Origin of the sequence: Pseudomonas sp. NFX1 (assembly GCF_051123555.1) — a bacterium.
Taxonomy (GTDB): domain Bacteria; phylum Pseudomonadota; class Gammaproteobacteria; order Pseudomonadales; family Pseudomonadaceae; genus Aquipseudomonas; species Aquipseudomonas capeferrum.
In genome coordinates, this window is record NZ_CP169366.1 from 162,138 (window position 1) to 185,684 (window position 23,547).

At 59.8% G+C, this 23,547-nt stretch carries 10 protein-coding genes; 4 read left to right on the forward strand and 6 right to left on the reverse strand.

Annotation, left to right across the window (positions count from 1 at the left end; all coding sequences use genetic code 11):
• Position 1 precedes the first annotated feature (1 nt).
• On the forward strand, positions 2–13,102 hold the full coding sequence (locus tag DJ563_RS00715; RefSeq protein ID WP_434518658.1) for a non-ribosomal peptide synthase/polyketide synthase: 13,101 nt from the start codon (positions 2–4) through the stop codon (positions 13,100–13,102).
• A 197-nt stretch (positions 13,103–13,299) separates the two neighbouring features.
• Here DJ563_RS00715 and DJ563_RS00720 read toward each other — a convergent pair whose 3' ends face one another.
• Together DJ563_RS00720 and pvdO are read right to left on the reverse strand one after the other, a co-directional pair.
• Positions 13,300–15,762: a TonB-dependent siderophore receptor gene (locus DJ563_RS00720; protein ID WP_434518659.1), complete on the reverse strand. Its 2,463-nt coding sequence runs from the start codon at positions 15,760–15,762 to the stop codon at positions 13,300–13,302.
• A gap of 129 nt (positions 15,763–15,891) precedes the next feature.
• Positions 15,892–16,752 carry a dihydropyoverdine dehydrogenase gene (gene pvdO, locus DJ563_RS00725; RefSeq protein WP_274100252.1) on the reverse strand — a complete coding sequence of 287 codons (861 nt, stop codon included), beginning with the start codon at positions 16,750–16,752 and terminating at the stop codon, positions 15,892–15,894.
• Positions 16,753–17,207: 455 nt separating this feature from the next.
• Here pvdO and DJ563_RS00730 point away from each other — a divergent pair, with 455 nt between their 5' ends.
• Positions 17,208–18,089 carry a DMT family transporter gene (locus DJ563_RS00730; RefSeq protein WP_274100251.1) on the forward strand — a complete coding sequence of 294 codons (882 nt, stop codon included), beginning with the start codon at positions 17,208–17,210 and terminating at the stop codon, positions 18,087–18,089.
• Between the two features lie 4 nt (positions 18,090–18,093).
• Here DJ563_RS00730 and DJ563_RS00735 read toward each other — a convergent pair whose 3' ends face one another.
• Together DJ563_RS00735 and DJ563_RS00740 are read right to left on the reverse strand one after the other, a co-directional pair.
• Positions 18,094–18,552: a DUF4265 domain-containing protein gene (locus DJ563_RS00735; protein WP_033699708.1), complete on the reverse strand. Its 459-nt coding sequence runs from the start codon at positions 18,550–18,552 to the stop codon at positions 18,094–18,096.
• 13 nt (positions 18,553–18,565) lie between these two features.
• The gene (locus DJ563_RS00740; protein ID WP_186658137.1) at positions 18,566–19,441 is read right to left on the reverse strand and encodes a DMT family transporter; all 876 of its coding nucleotides are present in this window, start codon (positions 19,439–19,441) and stop codon (positions 18,566–18,568) included.
• 149 nt (positions 19,442–19,590) lie between these two features.
• Here DJ563_RS00740 and aceK point away from each other — a divergent pair, with 149 nt between their 5' ends.
• Positions 19,591–21,306 carry a bifunctional isocitrate dehydrogenase kinase/phosphatase gene (aceK, locus tag DJ563_RS00745; RefSeq protein ID WP_274100250.1) on the forward strand — a complete coding sequence of 572 codons (1,716 nt, stop codon included), beginning with the start codon at positions 19,591–19,593 and terminating at the stop codon, positions 21,304–21,306.
• Positions 21,307–21,335: 29 nt separating this feature from the next.
• On the opposite strand, the gene DJ563_RS00750 is transcribed toward aceK, so the two are convergent.
• Complete coding sequence (locus DJ563_RS00750) at positions 21,336–22,196, reverse strand: DUF6279 family lipoprotein (RefSeq protein WP_434518660.1); 861 nt, start codon at positions 22,194–22,196, stop codon at positions 21,336–21,338.
• A 129-nt stretch (positions 22,197–22,325) separates the two neighbouring features.
• Between DJ563_RS00750 and DJ563_RS00755 the strand changes: the two genes are divergently transcribed.
• Entirely contained in the window at positions 22,326–23,162 is an 837-nt protein-coding gene (locus DJ563_RS00755; RefSeq protein WP_274100248.1) for a CvfB family protein, read from the forward strand.
• On the opposite strand, the gene DJ563_RS00760 is transcribed toward DJ563_RS00755, so the two are convergent.
• Complete coding sequence (locus DJ563_RS00760; protein WP_186658124.1) at positions 23,163–23,543, reverse strand: hypothetical protein; 381 nt, start codon at positions 23,541–23,543, stop codon at positions 23,163–23,165.
• Between the last annotated feature and the right edge of the window lie 4 nt (positions 23,544–23,547).

Below are 23,547 nucleotides of genomic sequence, written 5' to 3' on the forward strand. Positions count from 1 at the left end.
GATGCAAATGGATAAAAGAAATACGGACCTGGTCCAGCGCTTCGTTCGGCTGCCTCTTGCACAGCGCAAGCTCTTCCTTGAGAAGCTCAGCGTAAAAGGCATCAGTCTCGCGCAATTGCCCATTCCGGTCGTGCGCCATGAGGTGGAAAAGCCCGAGCTTTCCTATGCCCAGCAACGCCAATGGTTCCTGTGGCAGTGGGAGCCGGAAAGCGCCGCCTACAACATTCCCACTGCTTTGAAGTTCAAGGGTGCATTGAACGCGGCTGCGCTTCAGCGCAGCTTCGAAACGCTGATCGCCCGTCATGAAACGCTGCGCACCACCTTCCACCTGGAAGGTGAGCAAGCAGTACAAGTGCTGCATGACGATCAACCTTTCGAATTGTCGCTTGAGGTACGGGAGCAGGCAGACGAGCAGGCTGTTCGCGCCTGGGTCGAGGCCGTGGCGCGTCAACCTTTCGACCTGGTTAACGGGCCGCTGTTGCGGGTCAAGTTGTTGCGACTGGCGGAGCACGAACATGTATTGGCGGTAACCCTGCACCACATTGTCTCCGATGGATGGTCCATGCCGGTGATGGTGGAAGAGCTCGTGCGTCTCTACGAAGGCTACAGCCAGGGCCATGAGGTGACCCTGCCGGAACTGCCCATTCAGTACGCTGACTACGCCATCTGGCAGCGTCGCTGGATGGAAGCCGGAGAGCAGGAGCGCCAGCTGGCCTACTGGAAGGAACAGCTGGGCGATGAGCAGCCGGTGCTCGAATTGCGCACCGATTTACCACGCCCAGCGGTACCCAGCGGTGCTGGCGCGTGTATCGGCATCAGCTTGCCGGCTGAGCTGGCGGCTTCGCTCAAGCAATGCGCGCAACAGCAGGGTGTGACGCTGTTCATGCTGTTGCTGGCGAGCTTCCAGGTGTTGCTGCACCGGTATTCGGGGCAACCGGACATTCGTGTAGGTGTACCAGTGGCCAACCGCAATCGGGTGGAAACCGAGCGGTTGATCGGCTTTTTCGTCAACACTCAGGTGCTTAGGGCCGATTTTGCCGGGCGTGTCAGCTTCAATGACCTGTTGGCGCAGACCAAACAGCGTGTTCTAGGTGCCCAGGCCCATCAAGACCTGCCATTCGAGCAACTGGTCGAAGCCTTGCAGCATGAACGTAGCTTGAGCCATAGCCCTTTGTTCCAGGTGATGTACAACCACCAGACGCAGGTTAAGGGTGAGCGCCATAGCTTGCCTGGCTTGGAGGTCGAGGGGGTAGCCTGGAGCAACGACACGGCACAGTTCGACCTGAAGCTGGATACCGTCGAGCACGATCGTGGGATCGAGGCCGCGCTGACCTACTCAACCGATTTGTTCGAGGCATCGACCATTGAGCTGATGACGCAGCATTGGCGCAACCTGCTGAAGGGAATTGTCAGCCAACCAGGGCAGCAGGTCGCTGATTTACCGCTGCTGAGCCAGCAAGAGCAGCTGATGATGGTGCAGGGTTGGAACGCTACCGCTGCCGACTTCCCTGATAACTGCAGTATTCACCAACTGATCGAAGCCCAGGCGTTCGCCACCCCACACGCCCCGGCACTGGTGTTTGGCGAGCAGTCCCTGAGCTATGCCGAGCTCAATGGCAAAGCCAACCAGCTGGCGCACAAGCTGCGTGAACTGGGCGTTGGCCCGGACGTGCTGGTGGGCATCGCCATGGAGCGCAGCCTGGAGATGGTCATCGGCCTGCTGGGCATCGTCAAAGCTGGCGGCGCCTACGTGCCGCTGGACCCGGAATACCCGCAAGACCGCCTGAGCTACATGTTCGAGGACAGCGGCATTGCCTTGCTGCTGACCCAGTCGCACCTGCGCGATGCCTTGCCGATCCCGGCCGGCCTGCGCAGCCTGGACCTGGACACCGAGCAGCTCGGTGCTTACAGCGACGCCAACCCGAACATCGACGTGGCGCCGCTGAACCTCGCTTACGTGATCTACACCTCCGGCTCCACCGGCCGCCCGAAAGGCGCTGGCAACAGCCATCAGGCGTTGGTCAACCGCCTGTGGTGGATGCAGAAGGCCTATGGCCTGGATGCCAGCGACAGCGTGCTGCAGAAGACCCCGTTCAGCTTCGACGTGTCGGTGTGGGAATTCTTCTGGCCGCTGATGACCGGCGCCCGTCTGGTCATGGCCCAGCCAGGTGCCCACCGCGACCCGCAACTGCTGGTCGACACCATCAACCAGTACGCCATCAGCACGCTGCACTTCGTGCCGTCGATGCTGCAGGCGTTCATGACCCACGAAGCAGTGGAAAGCTGCGTCAGCCTCAAACGCGTGGTGTGCAGCGGTGAAGCGCTGCCTGCCGAGCTGGCCCGCCAGACCCTGCAGCGCCTGCCAGCGGCCGGCCTGTACAACCTGTACGGCCCGACCGAAGCCGCCATCGACGTCACCCACTGGACCTGCCAGCCCGACGAGAGCATCAGCGTGCCGATCGGGCAGCCGATCGACAACCTCAAGGCCCACATCCTCGAAGGCAGCCTGCAACCTGCGGTACGCGGCAGTGCCGGCGAGCTGTACCTGGGTGGCGTGGGCCTGGCCCGTGGTTACCACCAGCGCCCAGCGCTGACTGCCGAACGCTTCGTGCCAGACCCGTTCAGCGACAACGGCGGGCGTCTGTACCGCACCGGTGACTTGGCGCGTTACGACGCCGACGGCGTGATCGATTACGCCGGGCGTATCGACCACCAGGTGAAGATTCGCGGTTTGCGTATCGAACTGGGTGAAATCGAAGCGCGCCTGCTGGAGCTGCCGAGTGTGCAGGAGGCGGTGGTACTGGCCCTGGATGGCCTGAGCGGCAAGCAGTTGGTGGGTTATGTGGTACCTGCCGACAGCACGCAAGACGAGGGTGCACTGCGCGAAAGCCTGCGGGAGGCGCTGAAGGCTGGCCTGCCGGATTACATGGTGCCTGCGCATCTGCTGCTGCTCGGCAAGCTGCCTGTGACACCGAACGGCAAGCTGGACCGCAAGGCCTTGCCGCAACCGGATGCCAGTTTGCTGCAAGGCGAGTACGTGGCGCCGCAGAGCGAGCTGGAACAGCAGATCGCGGCGATCTGGGCGGATGTGCTGAAGCTGGAGAGGGTCGGGTTGACCGACAACTTCTTCGAGTTGGGCGGCGACTCGATCATCTCTTTGCAGGTGGTCAGCCGGGCCCGACAGCAAGCGATCCAATTTACCCCAAAGCAGTTGTTCCTGAATCAGACGGTAAAAGCGTTGGCAGCAGTGGCCCGCCGTGCGGTCAGTACAGCCGTCGATCAAGGTTTGGTCACCGGCTTAACGCCTATGCTGCCCGTCCAGCACGCGTTCTTCGAGGCGGATATTCCGGCGGCACATCACTGGAACCAGTCCGTACTGCTGTCGCCGAACGAAACGTTGATTGCGGATCCACTGGAAGCTGCGCTCAACGCGCTGGTCGAGCACCACGATGCATTGCGTCTGCGCTTTAAAGACCAGGCCACATTTGCTGCGCAACAGACCGGCACCTTACTGTGGGTCAGGCCCTGCGCGAATGATCAGGAACTGCAGCAGGTTGCTGACCAAGCCCAACGTAGCCTTAGCCTGCAACAAGGCCCATTGCTGCGTGCAGTGCTTACCCAAATGCCTGACGGCAATCAGCGGTTGCTCTTGATCATCCACCACCTTGCGGTAGACGGTGTGTCGTGGCGCGTGCTGCTGGAAGACTTGCAACAGGCGTACCAGGCACTGCGCGCTGGGCAGCCTTTGAAACTGCCCGCCAAGACCAGTTCCTTCAAGGCCTGGGCTGAGCACGTGGAGGCGTTTGCTCAAGGCGCTGAGCTGCAGGCCGAGCTGGGCTACTGGCAAGCGCAGTTGCAGGGCGCCAGTGATGCTTTGCCTTGTGATCATCCGCAAGGCGGCAATCAGCAGCGCCATGCCGCTTCGGTCAGCACCCGACTGGATCGGGAAACCACCCGACAACTGCTGCAGGATGCCCCCGCAGCCTACCGCACGCAGATCAACGACCTGCTGCTGAGCGCCCTGGCGCGAGTCATTGGGCGTTGGACGGAGCGAGACGAAGTACTGGTACGCCTGGAAGGCCACGGCCGTGAGGACCTGTTCGAGGGCATCGATCTGAGCCGCACGGTGGGCTGGTTCACCAGCATGTACCCGGTCAAGCTCAGCCCCCAGGCTGACCTGGCGAGCTCGGTCAAAACCATCAAGGAGCAACTGCGAGCAGTTCCACACAAAGGGCTGGGCTACGGCCTGCTGCGTTACCTGGGCGGTGCCGATGCGAAGGCGACTCTCGCGGCGTTGCCGCAGGGCGAGATCGTCTTCAACTACCTGGGCCAGTTCGACGGCAGCTTCGATGAGTCAGGGTTGTTCGTACCCGCCAAGGAGTATGCCGGCGCCCCTCAGGACGCCCAGGCCCCTCTGGGTAGCCTGCTGGCGCTTAACGGGCAGGTGTACGGCGGTGAGCTGAAACTGGGTTGGAACTTCAGCCGGGAACAGTTCGATGAAACTACCATTGAGCGACTGGCCGATGACTACACGCAGGAACTTAGGGCACTGATTGCCCACTGCTGTAATGCAGAGCACCGAGGTATTACCCCTTCGGACTTCCCTCTCAGCAGCCTGACCCAGGCGCAACTGGACAATTTGCCAGTGGCTGCCGAGCTGATTGCCGATGTCTATCCGCTTTCGCCGATGCAGCAGGGTATGCTGTTCCATACACTGTACGAGCAGAGCAGTGGTCATTACATCAACCAGATGTGCATGGATGTAGAAGGCCTGGATACCGAGCGATTCAAGCAAGCCTGGCTCGGTACGATGAACGCCCACGATATTCTGCGCACCAGTTTCATCTGGCAGGACGATCTGGGCCAGGCAGTACAGGTTGTGAGCAAGCGCGTGACTGCGCCATTCACCGAGTATGACATGCGTGGTCAAGTGGGCATGGATGACGCAATGCGTACTCTCGCTTTGAGTGAGCGTCAGCGTGGGTTCGATCTGGGCGAGGCGCCTCTTTTGCGTTTGGCAATTATCTGCACCGGGGACCAACGCCACCATTTGGTCTATACCAATCATCACATCTTGATGGATGGTTGGAGCACCTCCAGGCTGCTGGGAGAGGTGCTTCAGCGTTATGCCGGTCAGCCTGTTGCTTCCCCTGTCGGTCACTACCGGGACTACATTGCCTGGTTGCAACGCCAGGATACAGCACTTGCTGAGTCCTTCTGGAAGGGCTACTTGACTGAGTTACAGGAACCTACGCGGTTGGCCCAGGCCTTGCGTAGCGGTTCGGGGGCGAATGACGGCGGCCACGGTATTCATCGCCAGTTATTGGATCGTGAACAGACCGCGCGCATCGAGGCTTTCGCCCGGGCCAACCGTGTCACTGTAAATACGCTTGTACAGTCGGCCTGGCTGTTGATGCTTCAGCGCTATACCGGCCAGGCCGTGGTGTGCTTCGGAGCCACAGTGGCGGGCCGACCCACTGATCTGATGGGCGTTGAAGAGCAGATCGGCCTGTTCATCAATACTTTGCCAGTGGTTGGAGCTCCTCGTCCGGAGCAGACGGTTGCGCAGTGGATCGATCACGTGCAGGCGAGCAACCTGGCGCTGCGTGAGTTCGAACACACGCCTCTCAATGATGTTCAGCGCTGGGTTGGGTTAGGCGGCGAAGCGCTGTTCGACAGCTTGCTGGTATTTGAAAACTATCCCGTTTCCGAAGCGTTGCAGCAAGGGACGTCAGGTGGCCTGCGCTTCGGTGAGGTGGCCAATCTGGAACAGACCAACTACCCATTGAGTGTGGCCGTCGTCCTGGGGGCAGCACTGGCATTCAGGTTCACCTACGATCGTGCTTTCTGGAGTGAAGAAGCCATTGCTCAGGTCGCGGGCCATTTGCGTAACGTTCTCGAAGCGCTGATCGAAGATGCTGCAATGCCTATCGGCGAGTTACGGTTGCTGAGTACTTCCGAACACCGTCAGATCGTGTCGGCATGGAACCAGACAGACTCGAACTACCCTGATGATCTGAGTGTTCAGCAGATGATCGAGAGGCAGGTCGAACGCTCCCCAGAGGCTACTGCGGTGATCTTTGGCGAGCAAAGGCTGAACTACGCACAACTGAATGACCGCGCCAACCAGTTGGCACACAGACTGCGTGAGTTGGGAGTGGGGCCCGATGTACTGGTGGGCATCATGATGCCCCGCAGTTTGGAGATGGTGGTGGGGTTGTTGGGCATTCTCAAAGCCGGCGGGGCTTATGTTCCTTTCGATCCGGAGTATCCAGAGGATCGACTGTCTTACATGTTCGATGACAGCAATATTGGATTGCTGCTTACCCAACGTGATGCATTGAACGCGCTGTCGGTCCCCGAGCATGTCCAGTGCGTATGGCTAGACCAGCAAGGCAGCTTTGATGGCTACCCGTGTTGTAACCTTGCTCGCAGCGCCGCGCCGCAAAACCTTGCCTACGTGATCTACACCTCAGGTTCGACAGGCAAACCGAAGGGGGCAGGCATTGACCAACAGGCGCTTTGCGGGCGCCTGAACTGGATGCAAGACAGCTATGTCCTGACCGAGCAGGATGTCGTGCTGCAGAAAACATCCTTCAGCTTCGATGTCTCGGTATGGGAGCTCCTGTGGCCGTTGGTCAGCGGAGCTCAGCTATTGCTCGCCCGTCAGGGTGATCAGCGAGACCCTTACTTGCTGATGGATCTGATTCGTCAGCATGGCGTCACGACCTTGCATTTCATTCCTTCGATGCTCAGAAGCTTCATCGAGACTGAGGGTGTGAGTGAATGCCGTAGCCTCAAGCGTCTGTTCTCCGGTGGTGAAGCTATTAGTCATGACCTTTTGAACAAGGCCATCGATTGTTTACCGCATGTGGAGGTCTTCAACCGTTACGGTCCAGTAGAAGCGACGATCAATGCAACGCACAGTGAGCGCCTGGGTAAACGCACAGCTGACGTAGAGATTGGCAAGGCACTACCCGACACGCGCATTCATATTCTGGATGCTGGCCTCCAACCGGTACCGGTGGGGGTTTGTGGCGAACTCTACATCGGTGGCAAGGCCCTCGCGCGTGGTTACTATCGCAAGCCATGGCTTACCGCCGAGCGCTTTATCGCCAGCCCATTCGACGGGCAGGATGGCGAGCGTTTGTATCGTACGGGTGATCTGGCTCGTTTTCGCGCGGATGGTGTCGTCGAGTACGTGGGTCGAATCGATCATCAAGTGAAAATCCGCGGTTTCCGAATCGAGTTAGGTGAAATCGAAGCGCAGTTGCAGGCCCAGGCAAGCGTTCGCCAGGCAGTCGTACTGGCACAGCAAGGGCCGTTGGGCAATCAGTTGGTCGCCTATCTCGTTCCGGTGGAGTCAGCGCACCTGGAAAGCAGTGAAAGCCAGGTCGCGTTACGCGACCGGTTGCGAAACCAGCTAAAGGCAAGCCTGCCTGAGTATATGGTCCCTGCACATCTGCTGTTCCTGGATGCACTGCCCCTGTCCCCTAACGGCAAGCTGGATCGCAGGGCCTTGCCTCAAGCAGACGCCAGCCAACTGCAGACCACCTATATCGCACCGCGAACCGAGCTTGAACGCGAAATTGCAGCAATCTGGGCCGACGTGTTGAAGTTGGAAAAGGTGGGTATTGCCGATAACTTCTTTGAGCTGGGTGGCGACTCGATCATTTCCTTGCAGGTCGTCAGTCGAGCCCGGCAGGCAGGTATTCAGTTCTCGCCCAAAGAGCTGTTTGAGCATCAGACTGTGCAAGGCTTGATGTCTGTCGTACGACGCGCGGAGGGGGTAAGGGTAGAGCAGGGGCCTGTCACGGGGGCAATGCCACTGACGCCTGTGCAACAACGCTTCTTCGAACAGCCGCTGCCAGCGCGCAATCACTGGAACCAGTCTGTTCTGCTCCACGTCAAAGAAGATTTGAAGGAAGCGCATCTACGTTCGGCGATTTGTACATTACTCGAACACCACGACGCGTTACGTTTGCGCTTCCGTCAAGGCCAGGACCAATGGCACGCCGATTTCGGTGAGGTGGAGTTGCAAGAGGTCTTGCGGGTTCATGCTTTCGACTCCATTCAAGCCCTGGAACAAATGGCCGAGCAGGCCCAGCGCAGTCTGAATCTGGAGCACGGGCCATTGCTGCGTGCGATTCTGGGTACGCTTCCTGATGGTACCCAGCGACTGCTGCTGGTCATCCATCACCTGGTAGTAGATGGCGTATCTTGGCGCATATTGCTGGAAGATCTGCAAGTGGCCTATCACGCACTGGCGGCGGGAGAGGCCGTGGCACTGGGGGCCAAAACCAGTTCGTTCAAAGCGTGGGCTGAGCACTTGCAGGCTTATGTGGCCACTCAGGCTCTCGAGCCGGAACTTGCCTATTGGCAGGCTCAGTTGCAAGGTGTCAGCGATGACTTGCCATGTGATCGTGCCAACGGCAGCAACCAACTCAGGCATGCTGGCTCCGTGACTACCCAGTTGGATCAGAACTGGACCCGGAAGCTACTGCAAGAGGCTCCGGTGGCTTATAGAACGCAGATCAACGATTTATTGCTGACGGCGCTAGCACGAGTAATCGGCCGTTGGAGCGATCAGTCTGATGTCTTGGTACGCCTGGAGGGCCACGGTCGTGAAGACCTGTTCAATGACATCGATCTAACGCGAACGGTGGGGTGGTTCACCAGCATCTATCCGGTCAAGCTCAGCCCCCAGATCGCGCTGGATGAATCGATCAAGGTGATCAAGGAACAGTTGCGTGCAATCCCCAACAAAGGCCTCGGTTACGGTCTTCTTCGGTATCTGGGCAATCGTCAGAACCGTGAAGCCCTTGAGTGCTTGCCTCAGGGGGAGATCGTCTTCAATTACCTGGGCCAGTTCGATGGCAGCTTCGACGGCGAACAGAGTCTGTTCGTGCCCGCCAAGGAGAACGGCGGCGCTACGCAAAGTGAGTTGTCTGCACTCAGCAGCCTGCTGGCAGTGACCGGCCAGGTCTATGGCGGCGAGCTGAAAATGGCCTGGAGCTTCAGCCGTGGGCTGTTCGACGATTCGACAGTACAGCGCTTGGCCGATGATTACGCTCAGGAACTCAAGGTACTGATCGCACATTGTTGTGAAGAAGCCAACGGTGGCGTTACCCCGTCGGACTTCCCGCAAGCGAACCTCACTCAGGCCCAACTGGACAAACTGCCAGTCCCTTCCAGCCAGGTTGTCGACATCTACCCGTTGTCCTCGATGCAGCAAGGGATGCTGTTCTACACCTTGCAGGGTTCAGAGGCTGCGCTTTACGTCAATCAGACCTCGGTCGAGGTGGAAGGCCTGGAGATAGAGCGGTTTGTCACCGCCTGGAATGAGGTCATCAACAGGCACGATATCCTGCGCACCAGCTTCTGGTCTGAAGCAGTGCTGGTGGACCCCTTGCAGGTAGTGCATCGCCAGATCGAACTGCCACTGCGCCTCTACGACTGGCGAGATCGCGAAGAGATTGGAGGAGATCTACAGACATTGCTCGTGACCGATGCAGCGCAAGGTTTCGATCTGGGTGTCGCCCCTTTGATGCGTCTGACACTGGTGCGACTCAGTGATACGCGTATGCAACTGGTCTGGACCCGTCATCACATACTCATGGACGGCTGGAGCAGTTCTCGGCTGCTGGGTGAGGTCTTGCAGACCTACCATGGTCACGCGACGAGCCACCCTGCTGGGCGCTATCGAGACTACATTCGTTGGTTGGGCAAGCAGTCGCAGGTGGAGCTGGAGCAGTTCTGGCGCACCAAGTTACGAGAGTTGGAAAGTGTAACAATGCTGGCCGATAGCATTGGGCCAAAACCTGATACCGAGCTGGTAGGGCATGATGCGCTCTATTTGCACTGGGATGCTCAGCGTACCCGCTACCTGCGTGAGCAGGCACAATGCTTGCGCATCACCCCCAATACTCTAGTCCAGGCCACCTGGTTACTGCTGTTGCAACGTTATACAGGGCAATCCTCGGTCTGCTTCGGTGCGACAGTCGCGGGACGCCCCGCAAGCTTGGCCGGTGCAGACGAAATGCTCGGCTTGTTCATCAATACGCTGCCTGTCGTGCAGTCCCCACAACCGCAAGACACAGTCTGTGAGTGGTTGCAGCAGTTGCAGGCTTACAATCTGGAGTTGCGCGACCATGAGCATGCGGCCCTTGCGGATGTCCAGCGCTGGGCCGGACGCCCTGGCCAGGCACTGTTCGACAGCATAGTGGTGTTCGAGAACTACCCAGTCGACAAGCGTCTGCAGGAAAGTGGCAGCAACACATTACGCTTCGGCCAGGTCAGTTCACGCGATGTCACCAACTATGCGATGGACCTTGCCGTTCACCTCAATGAGACCTTCTCGGTAGAGTTCCTGTACTTGCGAAGCCGTTTCACCGAGGCCGCCGCCGATAGCATACGTAGCAGCTTCGAACGCCTGCTGGGGGGGCTGCTGGACAACCCCTACGCCAAACTCGGCAGCCTGGATTTGCTAAGTGCCGCACAACATCAGCATGCTGGCGAGCGCAATAGCCTGCAGCCACGCATGCTCACTGCGCCGTTGCTGGCACAGCGCATCGCGGAACAGGCTGAGTCTCGCCCGGACGCATTGGCTGTCATCTGTGGCGAATGCCAATTGAGTTATGCCGATCTGGATCAGCGTGCCAATCGGCTGGCGCATCATCTGATTGCGCTCGGTGCTCGGCCAGAGGGTACGGTCGGCATCGCGCTTGAACGCTCTGTGGAAGTGATCGTTGCCTTCCTAGCCGTGATGAAGACAGGTGCGGCCTATGTAGCAATGGACATCGGCTATCCACAGGAGCGTCTCGATTGGATCGTCGAAGATACGGCGATGCAACTGTTGATCACCAGCAGTGAGTTGCGTCAGCGTTTCGATACGGTGGCACATTGCGTCGAACTGGAACAGATAGCGCTTGCTGACTTGCCAAGCACGCTGCCCATCATCGCCGTGCAGGACGACAATCTTGCCTACCTGATCTATACGTCTGGCTCCACCGGCAAACCAAAGGGAGTTGCGGTAAGTCACGGACAGATTCGTATGCACTGTCAGGCGATCGCGCAACTGTATGAGATGGACGAGACTACCCGTGAGCTGTTGTTCATGTCATTTGCATTCGACGGAGCACAGGAACGCTGGTTATCGACACTGTCGTCTGGCGGTTGCCTGGTGGTGCGCGACAATCGACTGTGGACTGCAGAGGAAACCTGGCAGGTGCTGCATGCTCAGCGTATCGACATTGCCTGCTTCCCACCGGCATACCTTCAGCAATTGGCCGAGTTTGCCGAGACACGACAGCAAGAGGCACCGCGGGTGCGTATCTACTGCTTCGGCGGCGACGCAGTGCCTGATGCTTTGTTCGAACTGGTCAAACGTACGTTGCGCCCGCAGTACCTCACCAATGGCTATGGACCCACCGAGACGGTGGTCACGCCGCTGCTTTGGAAGGTTTCTGTGCAGCATGCTTGTGAGGCTGTGTACGCGCCGATCGGTGATCGGGTTGGTCAGCGCACTCTGCATGTGCTCGATCAAGACTTGAACCCGCTACCCGATGGTGTTGCAGGGGAGCTGTACATCGGTGGAGAAGGCGTAGCGCGTGGTTATCATCAGCGTTCGGCTTTGACCGCTGAACGTTTCGTGGCTGATCCGTTTGCCGATGGCTCTCGCTTGTACCGTACAGGGGACCGCGTGCGTCGCCGGCATGATGGCGTGATCGATTTCATGGGCCGCCTGGACAACCAGTTGAAGATCCGCGGCTTCCGAATTGAACCAGGTGAGATCGAAGCCCGTTTGCGCAATATGTCTGGTGTTCGGGACGCTGTGGTAGTAGCCCGGGATGGCACTACAGGCAAGCAGTTGGTGGGCTATGTCGTGGCCGCTACTTCGCAGACGTCAGCCGCGCAATTGCGAGAAGGCTTGCGCACTGAACTTCCTGACTACATGGTGCCAGCGCGGATAGTACTCTTGGCGGCGATGCCGCTCACGCCCAATGGCAAGATCGACCGCAACGCATTACCTGCGCCTGGCTGCACGCCTCAGCGTGAGCGGCTGGCGCCACGCAATGCCCTGGAGCAGGCACTGGTTGAAATCTGGAAGGAAGTGCTGGGTGTCGATGAGGTGGGGGTCGAAGATAACTTCTTTGAACTGGGTGGCGATTCGTTGCGGGTTCTTAAACTGCTCTCCAAGGTGCGTGCACGTGACGATTTGTCCATTGAGCTGAAGCTACGGGATGTAATGGCCAAACCGACTATTGGCGAGCTGTCCGGTTACGCAAACTCCAATGCAAACCTTGACCCGTTGTTGTTGCTGAACACGCGAGTCGCTGAAGCACTACCGCTTTTCTGCCTTCACGCAGGCTTTGGTACGGTGTTCGATTATGAGCCACTGGCGCGTCGCCTGGATGGCCATTGCAGTGTGTACGGCATGCAGTGTCGAATGTTGCTGGACCGTGAGTGGCAGGATGAGTCACTGCAATCCATGGCCATCGACTATGCACAGTACATCCGTCAGAAGCAGCCAGAAGGCCCCTATCAATTGGCCGGTTGGTCGTTGGGCGGCACGTTGGCAATGTTGGTCGCCGAAGAGCTGGAAGGTCAGGGTCAGCAGGTAACGTTGCTTGGGCTGGTGGACAGCTTTATACCGCCTGGCGAACTGACGCCGCAGAAAAACGACTGGAATGAGGATCTGACGGCGTTCCTTGCGGTCGTCATGGGGGTTGAAAAGTCAAAGATTCTGCTGCCCGCAGTACCTGTCGATGGCGATGAAGTCAGGTTGGTCCGACTGATCGATCAGGTACGTCCGCAGTGGGGTAGCCAGTCGAGCCTTGCCAGTATCGAAAGCGTTGAACTGGCGCACACTTTCAGGGTAGCTATGCGGCTCAAGGTGCTGTCGCGCCAACTGCCAGACTTGCCTGCGACATCTGTATCCGCTACTTGCTGGTGGGCGGGTAGAGATGTTAATCCAACCTTGATTCGAGGCAGTATCGGAAACCGGACGTTTGATGTCGATCACTACAGCATTCTCAAGCACGCTGATGTGATCGATGAGCTGGCTGCGAAGGTGCAGGGAGAGGATCTAGTCATTCAATGAGTGCACCGCCCCTCAACCAGGGGCGGGTCTACCCAAGCCCTGCATCGATAGTCGACATGGCTAACGAGGCAGGGCTTCTTGTAAGGTTCATCACGTGTGGTGGGCTATGCTCGTTACATAAAAAAGCGGCGTTGTTCGCAAGAACAACGCCGCTTTTTTATGTGGCAGGGGGCGGGTAATGGCTTGTCAGGCGAGTGCTAGAAGTCGTAGCGCAGGTTCAGCATGGCATTACGCGGTGCGCCGTAGTGACCGTAGTTTCCGGCAAAGCCTGCATAGTACTTTTCGTCGAAAAGGTTGTTGATATTGAGGGTCGTACTCAGATGGTCGGTGACTTGATAACGCGCCATCAAACTGGCGACGTAGTAGTCATCTTGTTTAGCACGAGTCCCGTAGCGTGTGAAGTAGAGCGATGTCCCGGAGTTCCAATTGACGCCCCCGCCCAGGGTCAGGTCGCTCCATTGGTCGGGGAACCGGTAAGTTGTCCAGAAGCGAAGGGTATCAGTGGGGAGCTGCGTCAGTTGACGGTTACCATCTGCATCTTCGGTGCGGGACCAGCTGTAGCCGGATTGTACGTTCCAGCCAGGCAGTACTTCACCAGACAGTTCAAGGTCGATGCCTTTGGTCTTGGCACCGCTGATGGACTTGAACGCAATGTCATCGGTCCCTGGAATTGTCTCGCCGGTAGAAACGCCCAAGTTATCGCGCTTGATGTAATAAACGGCAGCGTTGGCATTTAGGCGACTGTCAAAGAATTCACCTTTCCAGCCAAGTTCGTAGTTTGTGCCCACCACCGGTTCCAGTGGTTTATTATCGATGTCGCGGTTCGACTGCGGCTTGAAGATATCGGTGTAGCTCGCATAAACCGATTGCTCCGAGGTCAGGTCGTAGACAATGCCGGCATAGGGCGTGACTACGCCATGTTCCCGCATGCCGTAGGAGGTCGGCTCGAGGGCTGGGTTGTTAAGTACTTTCGAGTAATAGTTATATTCGTAGTTGCTGCCGCGTGCGCCGAGAATAAAGTGGAGGTCGTCAGTGAGGTTGAGGCGGGTTGCCGCAAAGTAACCGCTTTGCCGGGAATTGATGTTGAAGTCCAATAATGGCGTGTAGCTGCTCGGCTTCGGAAGCTCGTTGTCCCAGGTGTCAAAATCGAAACTTTGTGTTCCGCCTGTGTAGGAGTAGTGTGTATTATCGTATTGCTGGTAGTTATAACCAAAGATTAATTCATGCGTTTGACCAAACGCTTCGAACGGGCCTTGAAGGGTGACGTCGACCCCTTTTTGGACTTGGTCTGCCCAGGACTTTCCTCGTTCGCCGGTGGCACGATTGGTGGCGGGGTCAAGGCTGGACGTGAGGCTGTTGGTGGCGTAATAGGCGACGCCAACGTCACGGTCCACATCCATGTAGTTTCCCGCAATCTTCAACTGCCAGTCATTGGCGAGTTGTTGCTCGATATTGACGGTGTAATTGAACGTTTCGTAATCATCGTACGCCCAGCGAGCACCGGCACTTGTGGACCGCGAAAAGTTGGTTTGCTGGCCGTTGTTGTACATCAAGGGCACGCCTGGAGCACCTGTTGCCTTGTAGGTCTGATAGTCCACCCCGAAACGGACCAGCGTGGTATCGGTGACGTCGGCTTCGATGACGCCGTAAAAGATATTCTTGTCCTGACTGTACCAGTCCATGAACGTATTGTTGTCTTGTTTAGCCGCCACGAAGCGCCCGCGCAACTTGCCGCTATCGACCAGAGGGCCCGAGACGTCTGCTTCCAGGCGGTTAAAGTCCCAGGAACCGACAGTACCCTGAACATAGGATTGAAAGTGTGCCGTCGGGCGTTTGTGAATCACGTTGACTACGCCGCTGGGGTCCCCCGCGCCGGTCATCAATCCGGTGGCGCCTCGGACGATTTCGACTCGGTCATAGAGTGCCATGTCCAGCAATGTGCCAGGCATGGTGCGGGTCTGGTTTTCTTGGGTAGTGGTGACGCCATCTATCTGGTATGTGTTTATCTGACTACCGCGAGAATAGATGTTGAACCGTTCTCCCCCATCTTGGGACATGGTGATACCCGGGGTCTGGGTCAGTACTTCGCTCATGGTATGAAGCTGTTGGTCATCCATACGCTGACGCGTCACGACGCTGATGGTCTGCGGCGTTTCTCGAATCGACAGATTCATCTTGGTCGCAGTGCTGGTGGAGCCCGTTGTGTAGGACCCGGTCCCCTCAGTGGTTGCGCCCAGGCCCACGCTATTCACGTTGGTCGCCGATAACTCTACCTGCCCGTCCTTCGAGCCCGAGCTCGCCGTCACCGTCACCGAATTACCATCAATCTGATACCGCAGCCCCGTCCCCTGCAACAGAATCCGCAACGACGACGCAAGATCATGCCGCCCCTTCAGCGCCGAAGACCGCAGCCCGCCAATGTCTTCCGGGCTGTACAGCAGCTGCGTATCCGTCTGCTTGGCCAGCGCCTGCAGCGCGGAGTTCATCGACTGCGCCGGGATATCCAGCGTCCACTCCTGCGCCTGCACCTGGAAAACCAGCGCACTAGACAGCGCCAGGCCCAGGCCGATGCGTGACAGCGCACGCTGGGGACGAAGCGAATGACGAATCAGTAAGGCTTTGGCGAGCGGGTTGAGCGCACTGGGCAAGGGCTTGGACATCGGGTTGCGTTCTCGTTGGCAGAGGGGTTTTTTTCTATGTGCTGTATGTGACGCAGCACCTGCGAAAAACCGGAACGATTCTTATTGACTGTTTTTTTCGCAGGCGCAACGTTAACCGTGTCACACGTTTCAGAGTTCGCGTGCTACGCGGAAACCGAGAAAATCACCACGGGTGGTTTTCAGCCGGTCATTGCGGTTGGCCGAGCGCGAGAAGATCGGTGGCTCACCCCAGTCGTTGCCGCGCATGTGCGCGCGGATGCACGTGGGGTCCTGGACCCAGGCGCTGCCGTCGCTGGGGGCGCCTTCGTAGCTTTCGTGGTAGCAGTCGGCGACCCATTCGTAGACGTTGCCGTGCATGTCGTACATGCCGAAGGCATTGGCCGGATAGCTGCCCACGGGGGCGGTGAAGGTGTAGCCATCGCGGGGGCCATAGGTGTTGGCGTGCTTGCTGATTTCGTACTTGCCCGGCTCATCGAAGGGGAAGGGGAACGGGCCGGTGGAGCCGCCGCGGGCGGCGTATTCGCGTTCGGCCTCGCTGACCATGCGGTACGGTTTGCCGGTTTTTTTCGCCAGCCATACGGTGTAGGCCTGGACTTCGTCATAGTCGACGCACACCGCAGGTTGGCGGGCGGTTTGTTTGTAGGTTGGCTTGCTGGCCTCGCACCAGCGGCCGGGGCGGTCGTCGCCGCTCTTGATGACGGTGCCGGTGGCCTTGATATAAGCGTCCAGCTCGCCAGCGGTGACCTGGTAGCGGCTCATGGCGAATGGCTTGGCGAAGGTCACGGTATGCAGCGGGCCTTCGTCGGGCTGGCGGCCGACTTCGTCGTCGGGGGCGCCCATCACGTAGCTGCCGGCGGGCAGCACTACCATCTCTGGGCAGTCCTTGCAGTCCTGGAATACGTCACCTGGCTTGGCCGCGTGGGCGTAGGCGCTGACCAGCAGCAGGCAGGTAATCTGGGCTGGCCGGTAGAGCCAGGTTTTTGCGTTCATTGGGGGTCCTCGGAGCGGGTGAATGCGTGCGACGTTTCGCATTCAGACGAGCCAAGGCGGTGAAAAATTAACCAGCGGCCGCGCCCGCGAGGGTTGTGCAAGGTCGGCGATTGGGGGAGTTGTCAGCGGGCTTGCAGCGGGCTATAGTCCAGGCCATTGATCTCATCCGAAGACCTGTTCATGCCTGCCATCCCTTCCACCACATGCTTTGCCCTCGCGCCAGTCGCGGGCAGTGTCGTGCGTGGCAGCCAGCAGCCGGCCATGATCAGTCACTACCCACCACCTGTCAGTGGCGTTGTAGGCGGCGTAGCTCCGCCTCGCTGCGTGGTCGTGCTGGGCTGATCGGCTTTTTGCCGCATCCCACCGCACCCGCAACCTACTGAACACGGTCGGCTACTTCCCTCGCTGAAAGTTACGCCCTCCGTTCGGCTTATTCGCCCGAAAGGTGGCACTACATGTCTGTCATTTCCAAAGCATCCGTGGCCTCGGCGGCCACCACCAGCCTGTTCGTCCTGCTGTGGAGCAGCGGGGCAATCGTCTCCAAGCTGGGCCTGGCGCACGCCAGCCCGTTCGCCTTCCTGCTGTTGCGCTCGGCGCTGGCACTCGCCGGCCTGTTGCTGATCGGCCCGTTGCTGGGCTTGCGCTGGCCGCGCAGTCGCGGGGCGATTGTGCGCGCCCTGGGCACCGGCTGTGTGCTGCTGGGGGCCTATCAGATCTTCTATCTGTTGGCGCTCAATACCCATGTCACCCCCGGCGTCATGGCCACGGTGATGGGGGTGCAGCCTATCCTTACTGTGGTACTGATGGAGCGTCAGCGCTCCTGGAGCCGGTTGTTCGGCCTGGGGTTGGGCCTTGCCGGGCTGGTGATGGTGGTCTATCAGAGCATCAACCTTGGCGGGGTGTCCCTGGCCGGCATGCTGTTTGCGCTGTTGGCGTTGGGCAGCATGACCTTTGGCTCGATCCTGCAAAAACGCATCACCGACAACCCCATGGGCACGCTGCCGCTGCAGTACCTGGCAGGGTTTGCCCTGTGCGCGCTGTTCGCGCCGTTGCAGCCGTTGCAGGTGCAGTGGAGCGGTGGTTTCGTCGTTGCGCTGTTGTGGATGGGGCTGGTGGTGTCGTTGTTGGCGACCTTGCTGCTGTATCGCCTGATCGCCAAGGGCAACCTGGTCAACGTCACCAGCCTGTTCTACCTGGTGCCTGCGGTGACGGCGGTGATGGACTTCCTCATCTTCGGTAACCGCCTGGCACCGCTGAGCCTGCTGGGGATGGGGCTGATCGTGGTGGGCTTGCTGTTCGTGTTCCGCAAGCCGGCTGCGCAATTGGCCGAGGCGTAAGCCTTTAGCGGAATTCTTCGGGGATGGTGTGCCGTAGCACGCCTTCCTCGAAGTCCAGCAGGTCGGCTTCGCGCTGGGTCAGCAGGTAGTAGAGCAAGGTGTCGAGCGAGCGCTGTGTGGCGACTTCGACAGCGAGCATCCTCACTGCCTGTTCCGCTTCGCATTTGCAGCCGAAATCCTCCAGTGCCGTGCGCACTTGGTCGAGGGTTTCCGGTGGCTTGACGATGACCCGGAACACCGAGCGGCCGCCGCTGCTGCGCAAGGCGTCGAACCAGGTTTCACCTGCTTCGTCCCGCGTGCCAATGATGTCGCCCGGTGCAATGCCGTAGACATAGAACGGGATGTTGTCGACTTCGTAGCCGCCCTCTGTTGCCTTGGCCCACAGGCCCTCGACCGAGGCGGGCGGGTAGCCGTCCGCGTCCTGCTGCAGGCGGAACAACACCTTCTTGTATGCATCGCTCATCGTGGCTCCTGCTTTATTTACGTGTCGGGCGCAGCACCAGCCACAGGGCGGCGCCAATCAGCAGGCCGCCGTACAGGTGCGCCATCGACAGCGGCTCGTCCAGCAACCACGCGCCCCACAACACGCCGAATACCGGGATCAGGAAGGTCACGGTGCTGGCCTTGACCGGGCCGATTTCTTCCAGCAGACGGAAGTACAGGATATACGCGAATGCGGTGCACAGCAGGCCCAACCCGAGCAGCGACAGCCACACGTTCCAGCCACCCCAGCTGGCGGGTGGCTGGGTCAGCGCGCTCCAGGCGAACAGCGGGCTCAGCAGCAAGGTTGCGCCGAGCATGCTGCCCAGAGCCGAAAGGCGGCTGTCCAGGCCGCTGACCCAGCGGCGGGCGAGGAAGCCGGCAAAACCATAACAGGTGGTGGCCGCCAGGCAGGCGAGGGCGCCTTGCAGCAGGGCCATGTCCAGGGCGACGGGGCCGGCGCCGCTGAGGATGCCGACGCCGAACAGGCCCAGGAAGATGCCGCAGAGTTTGGGCAGGGTCATCGGTTCGCGGAAGAACAGCACGCCGATCAGCACGCCCATCAGCGGTGTGGTGGCGTTGAAGATCGCCGAGTAGCCGGCGGGCAGTACTTGCGCGGCCACGGAGTAGAAAGTGGCCGGGATGCCCGAGTTGATCATGCCCAATACCAGGCAAGCGCCGAGTTTGCCCTGGAAGTCCCAGCGTACCCGCGCGGCGGCGAGGATGGCGATCAGCCCCAGGCAGGCAATCGACACCCGGAAAAACGCAGTCGGCACGGTACCGAGTTCGGGGGCGATGATGCGCATGAACAAAAAGCTCGCCCCCCAGACAGCGGCAAGGGTCAGCAGGCGGGCTAGGGCGATGGGGCTCACAACGGTCTCCGGGGTTTGGGCAGGGCGCGAGTTTACGCCAGGGGGGAGCGGGATTCTTGTGCTTTCTTGCGCAGTGAATCGGTGCGCGCCCTTTCGGGGGCAAGGGACCGGCTAAGCTGTGTATCTCACCCTGCAACGAGATGCCTCGCATGCCCCAGCACTGGCCCGCCGGCGAAATCGCCCGGATGATCCTCGACGGCTTCGATGACTACCGCGAGCACTTTCGGCGCATCACCCTCGGTGCCCGTGAGCGCTTCGAGCAAGCGCGCTGGCAAGACATCCAGCGCGCAGCGGCGGCGCGTATCAACCTGTATGAAGAGAAGGTGGCCGAGGCCAACGGCTGGCTACGCCAGCGCTTTGCCGAGGATGTATTGCTGGAGGTGGAGCAGTGGCCGCTGGTCAAGAGCGCCTATATTCGCCTGATCGATCCTCGGCTCGACGACGAGCTATCCGAAACCTGGTACAACTCGCTGTTCTGCAGCCTGTTCAGCCATGACCAGATCAGCGACGGCTGCATGTTCATCCACACCACCCGGCCGTCGATGCGCAGCCACGAGCGCGCCGCGCAAACCCGCACGTACGCACTTGGCGATGGTCTCAAAGGCTTGCTGCGGGCGATCTTCGCCGACTACCCGTTCGATGTGCCCTATGGTGACCTGGAAGGCGACCTGACGCGCCTGGAAGAACAACTGCGCGAATGCCTGCCGGACTGGGTGTGCAAGGACCCGGCCCTGGCAGTCGAGCTGTTCTCGCCGGTGCTGTACCGCAACAAGGGCGCCTACCTGGTCGGCCGCCTGTACACCCCCGACGAGCAGTGGCCATTGGTGATCCCCTTGCTGCACCGCGAAGGCCATGGCATCGAGGCCGATGCGCTGATCACCGATGAGGCCGATGTGTCGATCATCTTCTCCTTCACCCGGTCTTATTTCATGGTCGATGTGCCGGTGCCGGCGGAGTTCGTCAACTTCCTCAAACGCATCCTGCCGGGCAAGCACATTGCCGAGCTGTACACCTCGATCGGTTTCTACAAGCATGGCAAGTCGGAGTTCTACCGGGCGTTGATCAACCACCTGGCCAGCAGCGACGACCGTTTCATCATGGCCCCGGGGGTGCGCGGGATGGTCATGAGCGTGTTCACCCTGCCGGGCTTCAATACGGTGTTCAAGATCATCAAGGACCGGTTCGCGCCCTCGAAGACGGTCGACCGCGCCACCGTGATCGACAAGTACCGGCTGGTGAAGAGTGTCGATCGGGTAGGGCGCATGGCCGATACCCAGGAATTCGCTGATTTCCGCTTTCCGCAGAGCAAGTTCGAGCCGCAGTGCCTGGCCGAGTTGCTGGAGGTGGCGCCGTCCACGGTCGCGTTGGAGGGTGACACGGTGCTGATCCGCCACTGCTGGACCGAGCGGCGCATGACGCCCCTCAACCTGTACCTGGAACACGCCAGTGAAGGGCAGGTGCTCGAGGCGCTGGAGGATTACGGCCTGGCCATCAAGCAACTGGCGGCGGCGAATATTTTCCCCGGCGACATGCTGCTGAAGAACTTCGGCGTCACCCGCCATGGCCGGGTGGTGTTCTACGACTATGACGAGATCTGCTTTCTGACCGAGGTGAACTTCCGCCATATTCCACCGCCGCGCTACCCGGAGGACGAGATGTCGGGCGAGCCGTGGTACTCGATCGGGCCGCATGATGTGTTCCCCGAGGAATTTCCGCCGTTTCTGTTTGCCGATATGGGCCAGCGGCGGCTGTTCAGCCGGTTGCATGGGGAGTTGTATGACGCGGATTACTGGAAGGGGCTGCAGGCGACGATTCGTGAGGGGAAGGTGATCGATGTGTTTCCGTATCGGCGCAAGTTGCGGTGAACCCGGGGCCGCTTTGCGGCCCCAGCATGTCAGCCCTTCAAACACTTCAACTCACTGAAATCATTCCGCACCTTGCCCAGCCGCTGCTGCAGCAACTGGCGCTGCGCCGGGGTACTCAGTTGCATCAGGTCGACCAGCAACGTGCGCGCCTGTTGCTCGGTGTTCTGGTAGGCCATGCGATATGCCGGCGTCCACAGGCTCTCCTTGCGCTGTAGCAATTGCGCCAGGCGTGGTTCGAAGCTGGCGTCGCTACGCTGGTCCATCGCCAGCACCAGCTGTTGCTGCCAATGCGCGCGGTTGGCGATCCACTGGCGGTTCTGGTCGCCCAGCGCCTGTGACCAGGCTTGCACCCGCAGCCGTTGCGCCGCACTGAGCTCACCCAACCACGGCGTCAGGCGTTTTTCCATGCGTTCGGTACGGCGGGCAATCTGCTTGGGCAAGGGCGTGTCGACATACTTCTTTTGTCGTTCGCTGATGTCGTCGCGGAACGCCTGGCGCATTTCTGCCACCTGGGCGTCGCTCATGCCACGTAACAATTCGGTAGCGGAAGGGGTGATCTCTTCGGCGACACGGCCTATGGCTGCGCGCGCTTCGCGGGTGCGTTGCTGCAACGCCTGGTCGGTCACCTGGTCCTCGGCGACCATGGTGCGCACCCGGTCCAGCCAGTCGAGGTAGCTGGGCAGCTGGGTTTTGCAATGCCAGGCCAGGTGCTGCTTGAGGCGCTCGTCGAGCAGTACTTTCTGCTCGCGGTTCATGTCCAGATAGTCGCCCAGCGACCACGGCACCAGGCGGTCGAGGTTGCGGTAGGCCAGGTCGATGCGGCTGCACGCCGCCAGGGCCAGGGCGAACGCCACGGCGATGAGCAGGGGCTTGAACAGGCGTGAAGGCATGTGCTGATCCTTGCAGTGGCTGCCAATCAGTAGACGCAAGGGTAAGGTGGCGGTTCCACCGAATCAGCGGTCAGGCAGCGCGGCGGCTTCGGGTGTAGAATAGCCGTCTTGTCTTGAGGAACATCGGAAATGGCTCTGCTTGGGCGTTACAACAGTTTGCAAATCGTTAAACACGTGGAATTCGGCCTCTACCTGGACGGCGGCGCCGATGGCGAGATCCTGCTGCCGGGGCGCTACATCCCGAAGAACGCCGAGACCGAGGTCGACGATTGGTTGAACGTGTTCATCTACCTGGACAGCGAAGACCAGCTGATTGCCACCACCGAGAAGCCCAAGGTGCAGGTCGGTGAATTCGCCAGCCTCAAGGTCAAGGACATCAACGGCGCCGGCATCTTCCTTGACTGGGGCCTGCCCAAAGACCTGCTGATGCCTTACTCGGAAGAGTTGCAGCCGCTGAAGATCGGTGACTACTGCGTGGTGCACGCCTACCTCGACAAGCGCACCCGCCGCATCACCGCAACGGCGCGCCTGGACCGCTACCTGGACCGCACCCCGGCCGATTACCAGGTGGGCCAGCCGGTCGAGCTGCTGGTGGCGGGCGAGACGCCGATGGGCTTCAAGGCGATCATCAACAACCGCCACTGGGGCTTGATCCACAAGAACGAAGTGTTCAAGTTCTTGCGCTCGGGCATGCACGAGAAGGGCTTCATCAAAGAGATTCGCCACGACGGCAAGCTCGCCCTGAGCCTGCAGCCGGTGGGTGCCGCCCTGGCGGACAGCCTGCAAGAGCTGATCATGCAGCGCCTTGAAGCCGAAGGCGGCATGCTGCCGGTGTGCGACAAGAGCGACCCGGCAGTGATCAGCAAGCTGTTCAACGTCAGCAAGGGCAACTTCAAGAAGGCCATTGGTGCGTTGTTCAAACAAGGCCGCATCGTCATCCATGACGATCGCATCGAGCGGGCCTGATCAGGCCTGCACGAAGGTCCGGAAGTCCAGCTGCTCGCCACCTGGGCGGGTGTCGCGCAGCAGCGAATCGCGGTCGGCGCTCAGGGCCAGGCTGATGGTCGAGCGGCGCTTGCCGGGCTTGCGCACTTCCATCTGCTCCAGGTGAGCCTTGAGGAAGTTGGTCGGCACCTTCAGGTGCTGTAGCTCATCGGTGTCGGGGGTGTGCAGCAGCAGGTTGACCCAATCGGGCTGGCCCTTGCCCAGCAACGCTACCGGCACCTCGAACCACCACAGGTTGCGTTTCGGGTCGAGGATAGCGAACAGGGTGTTGCTGCTGGTCAGTACTGGCCGGGCCAGTGCTTCGTTACGCCGTGCGATGGCGGCGGGTTTGTCGAGTTTCATGCAG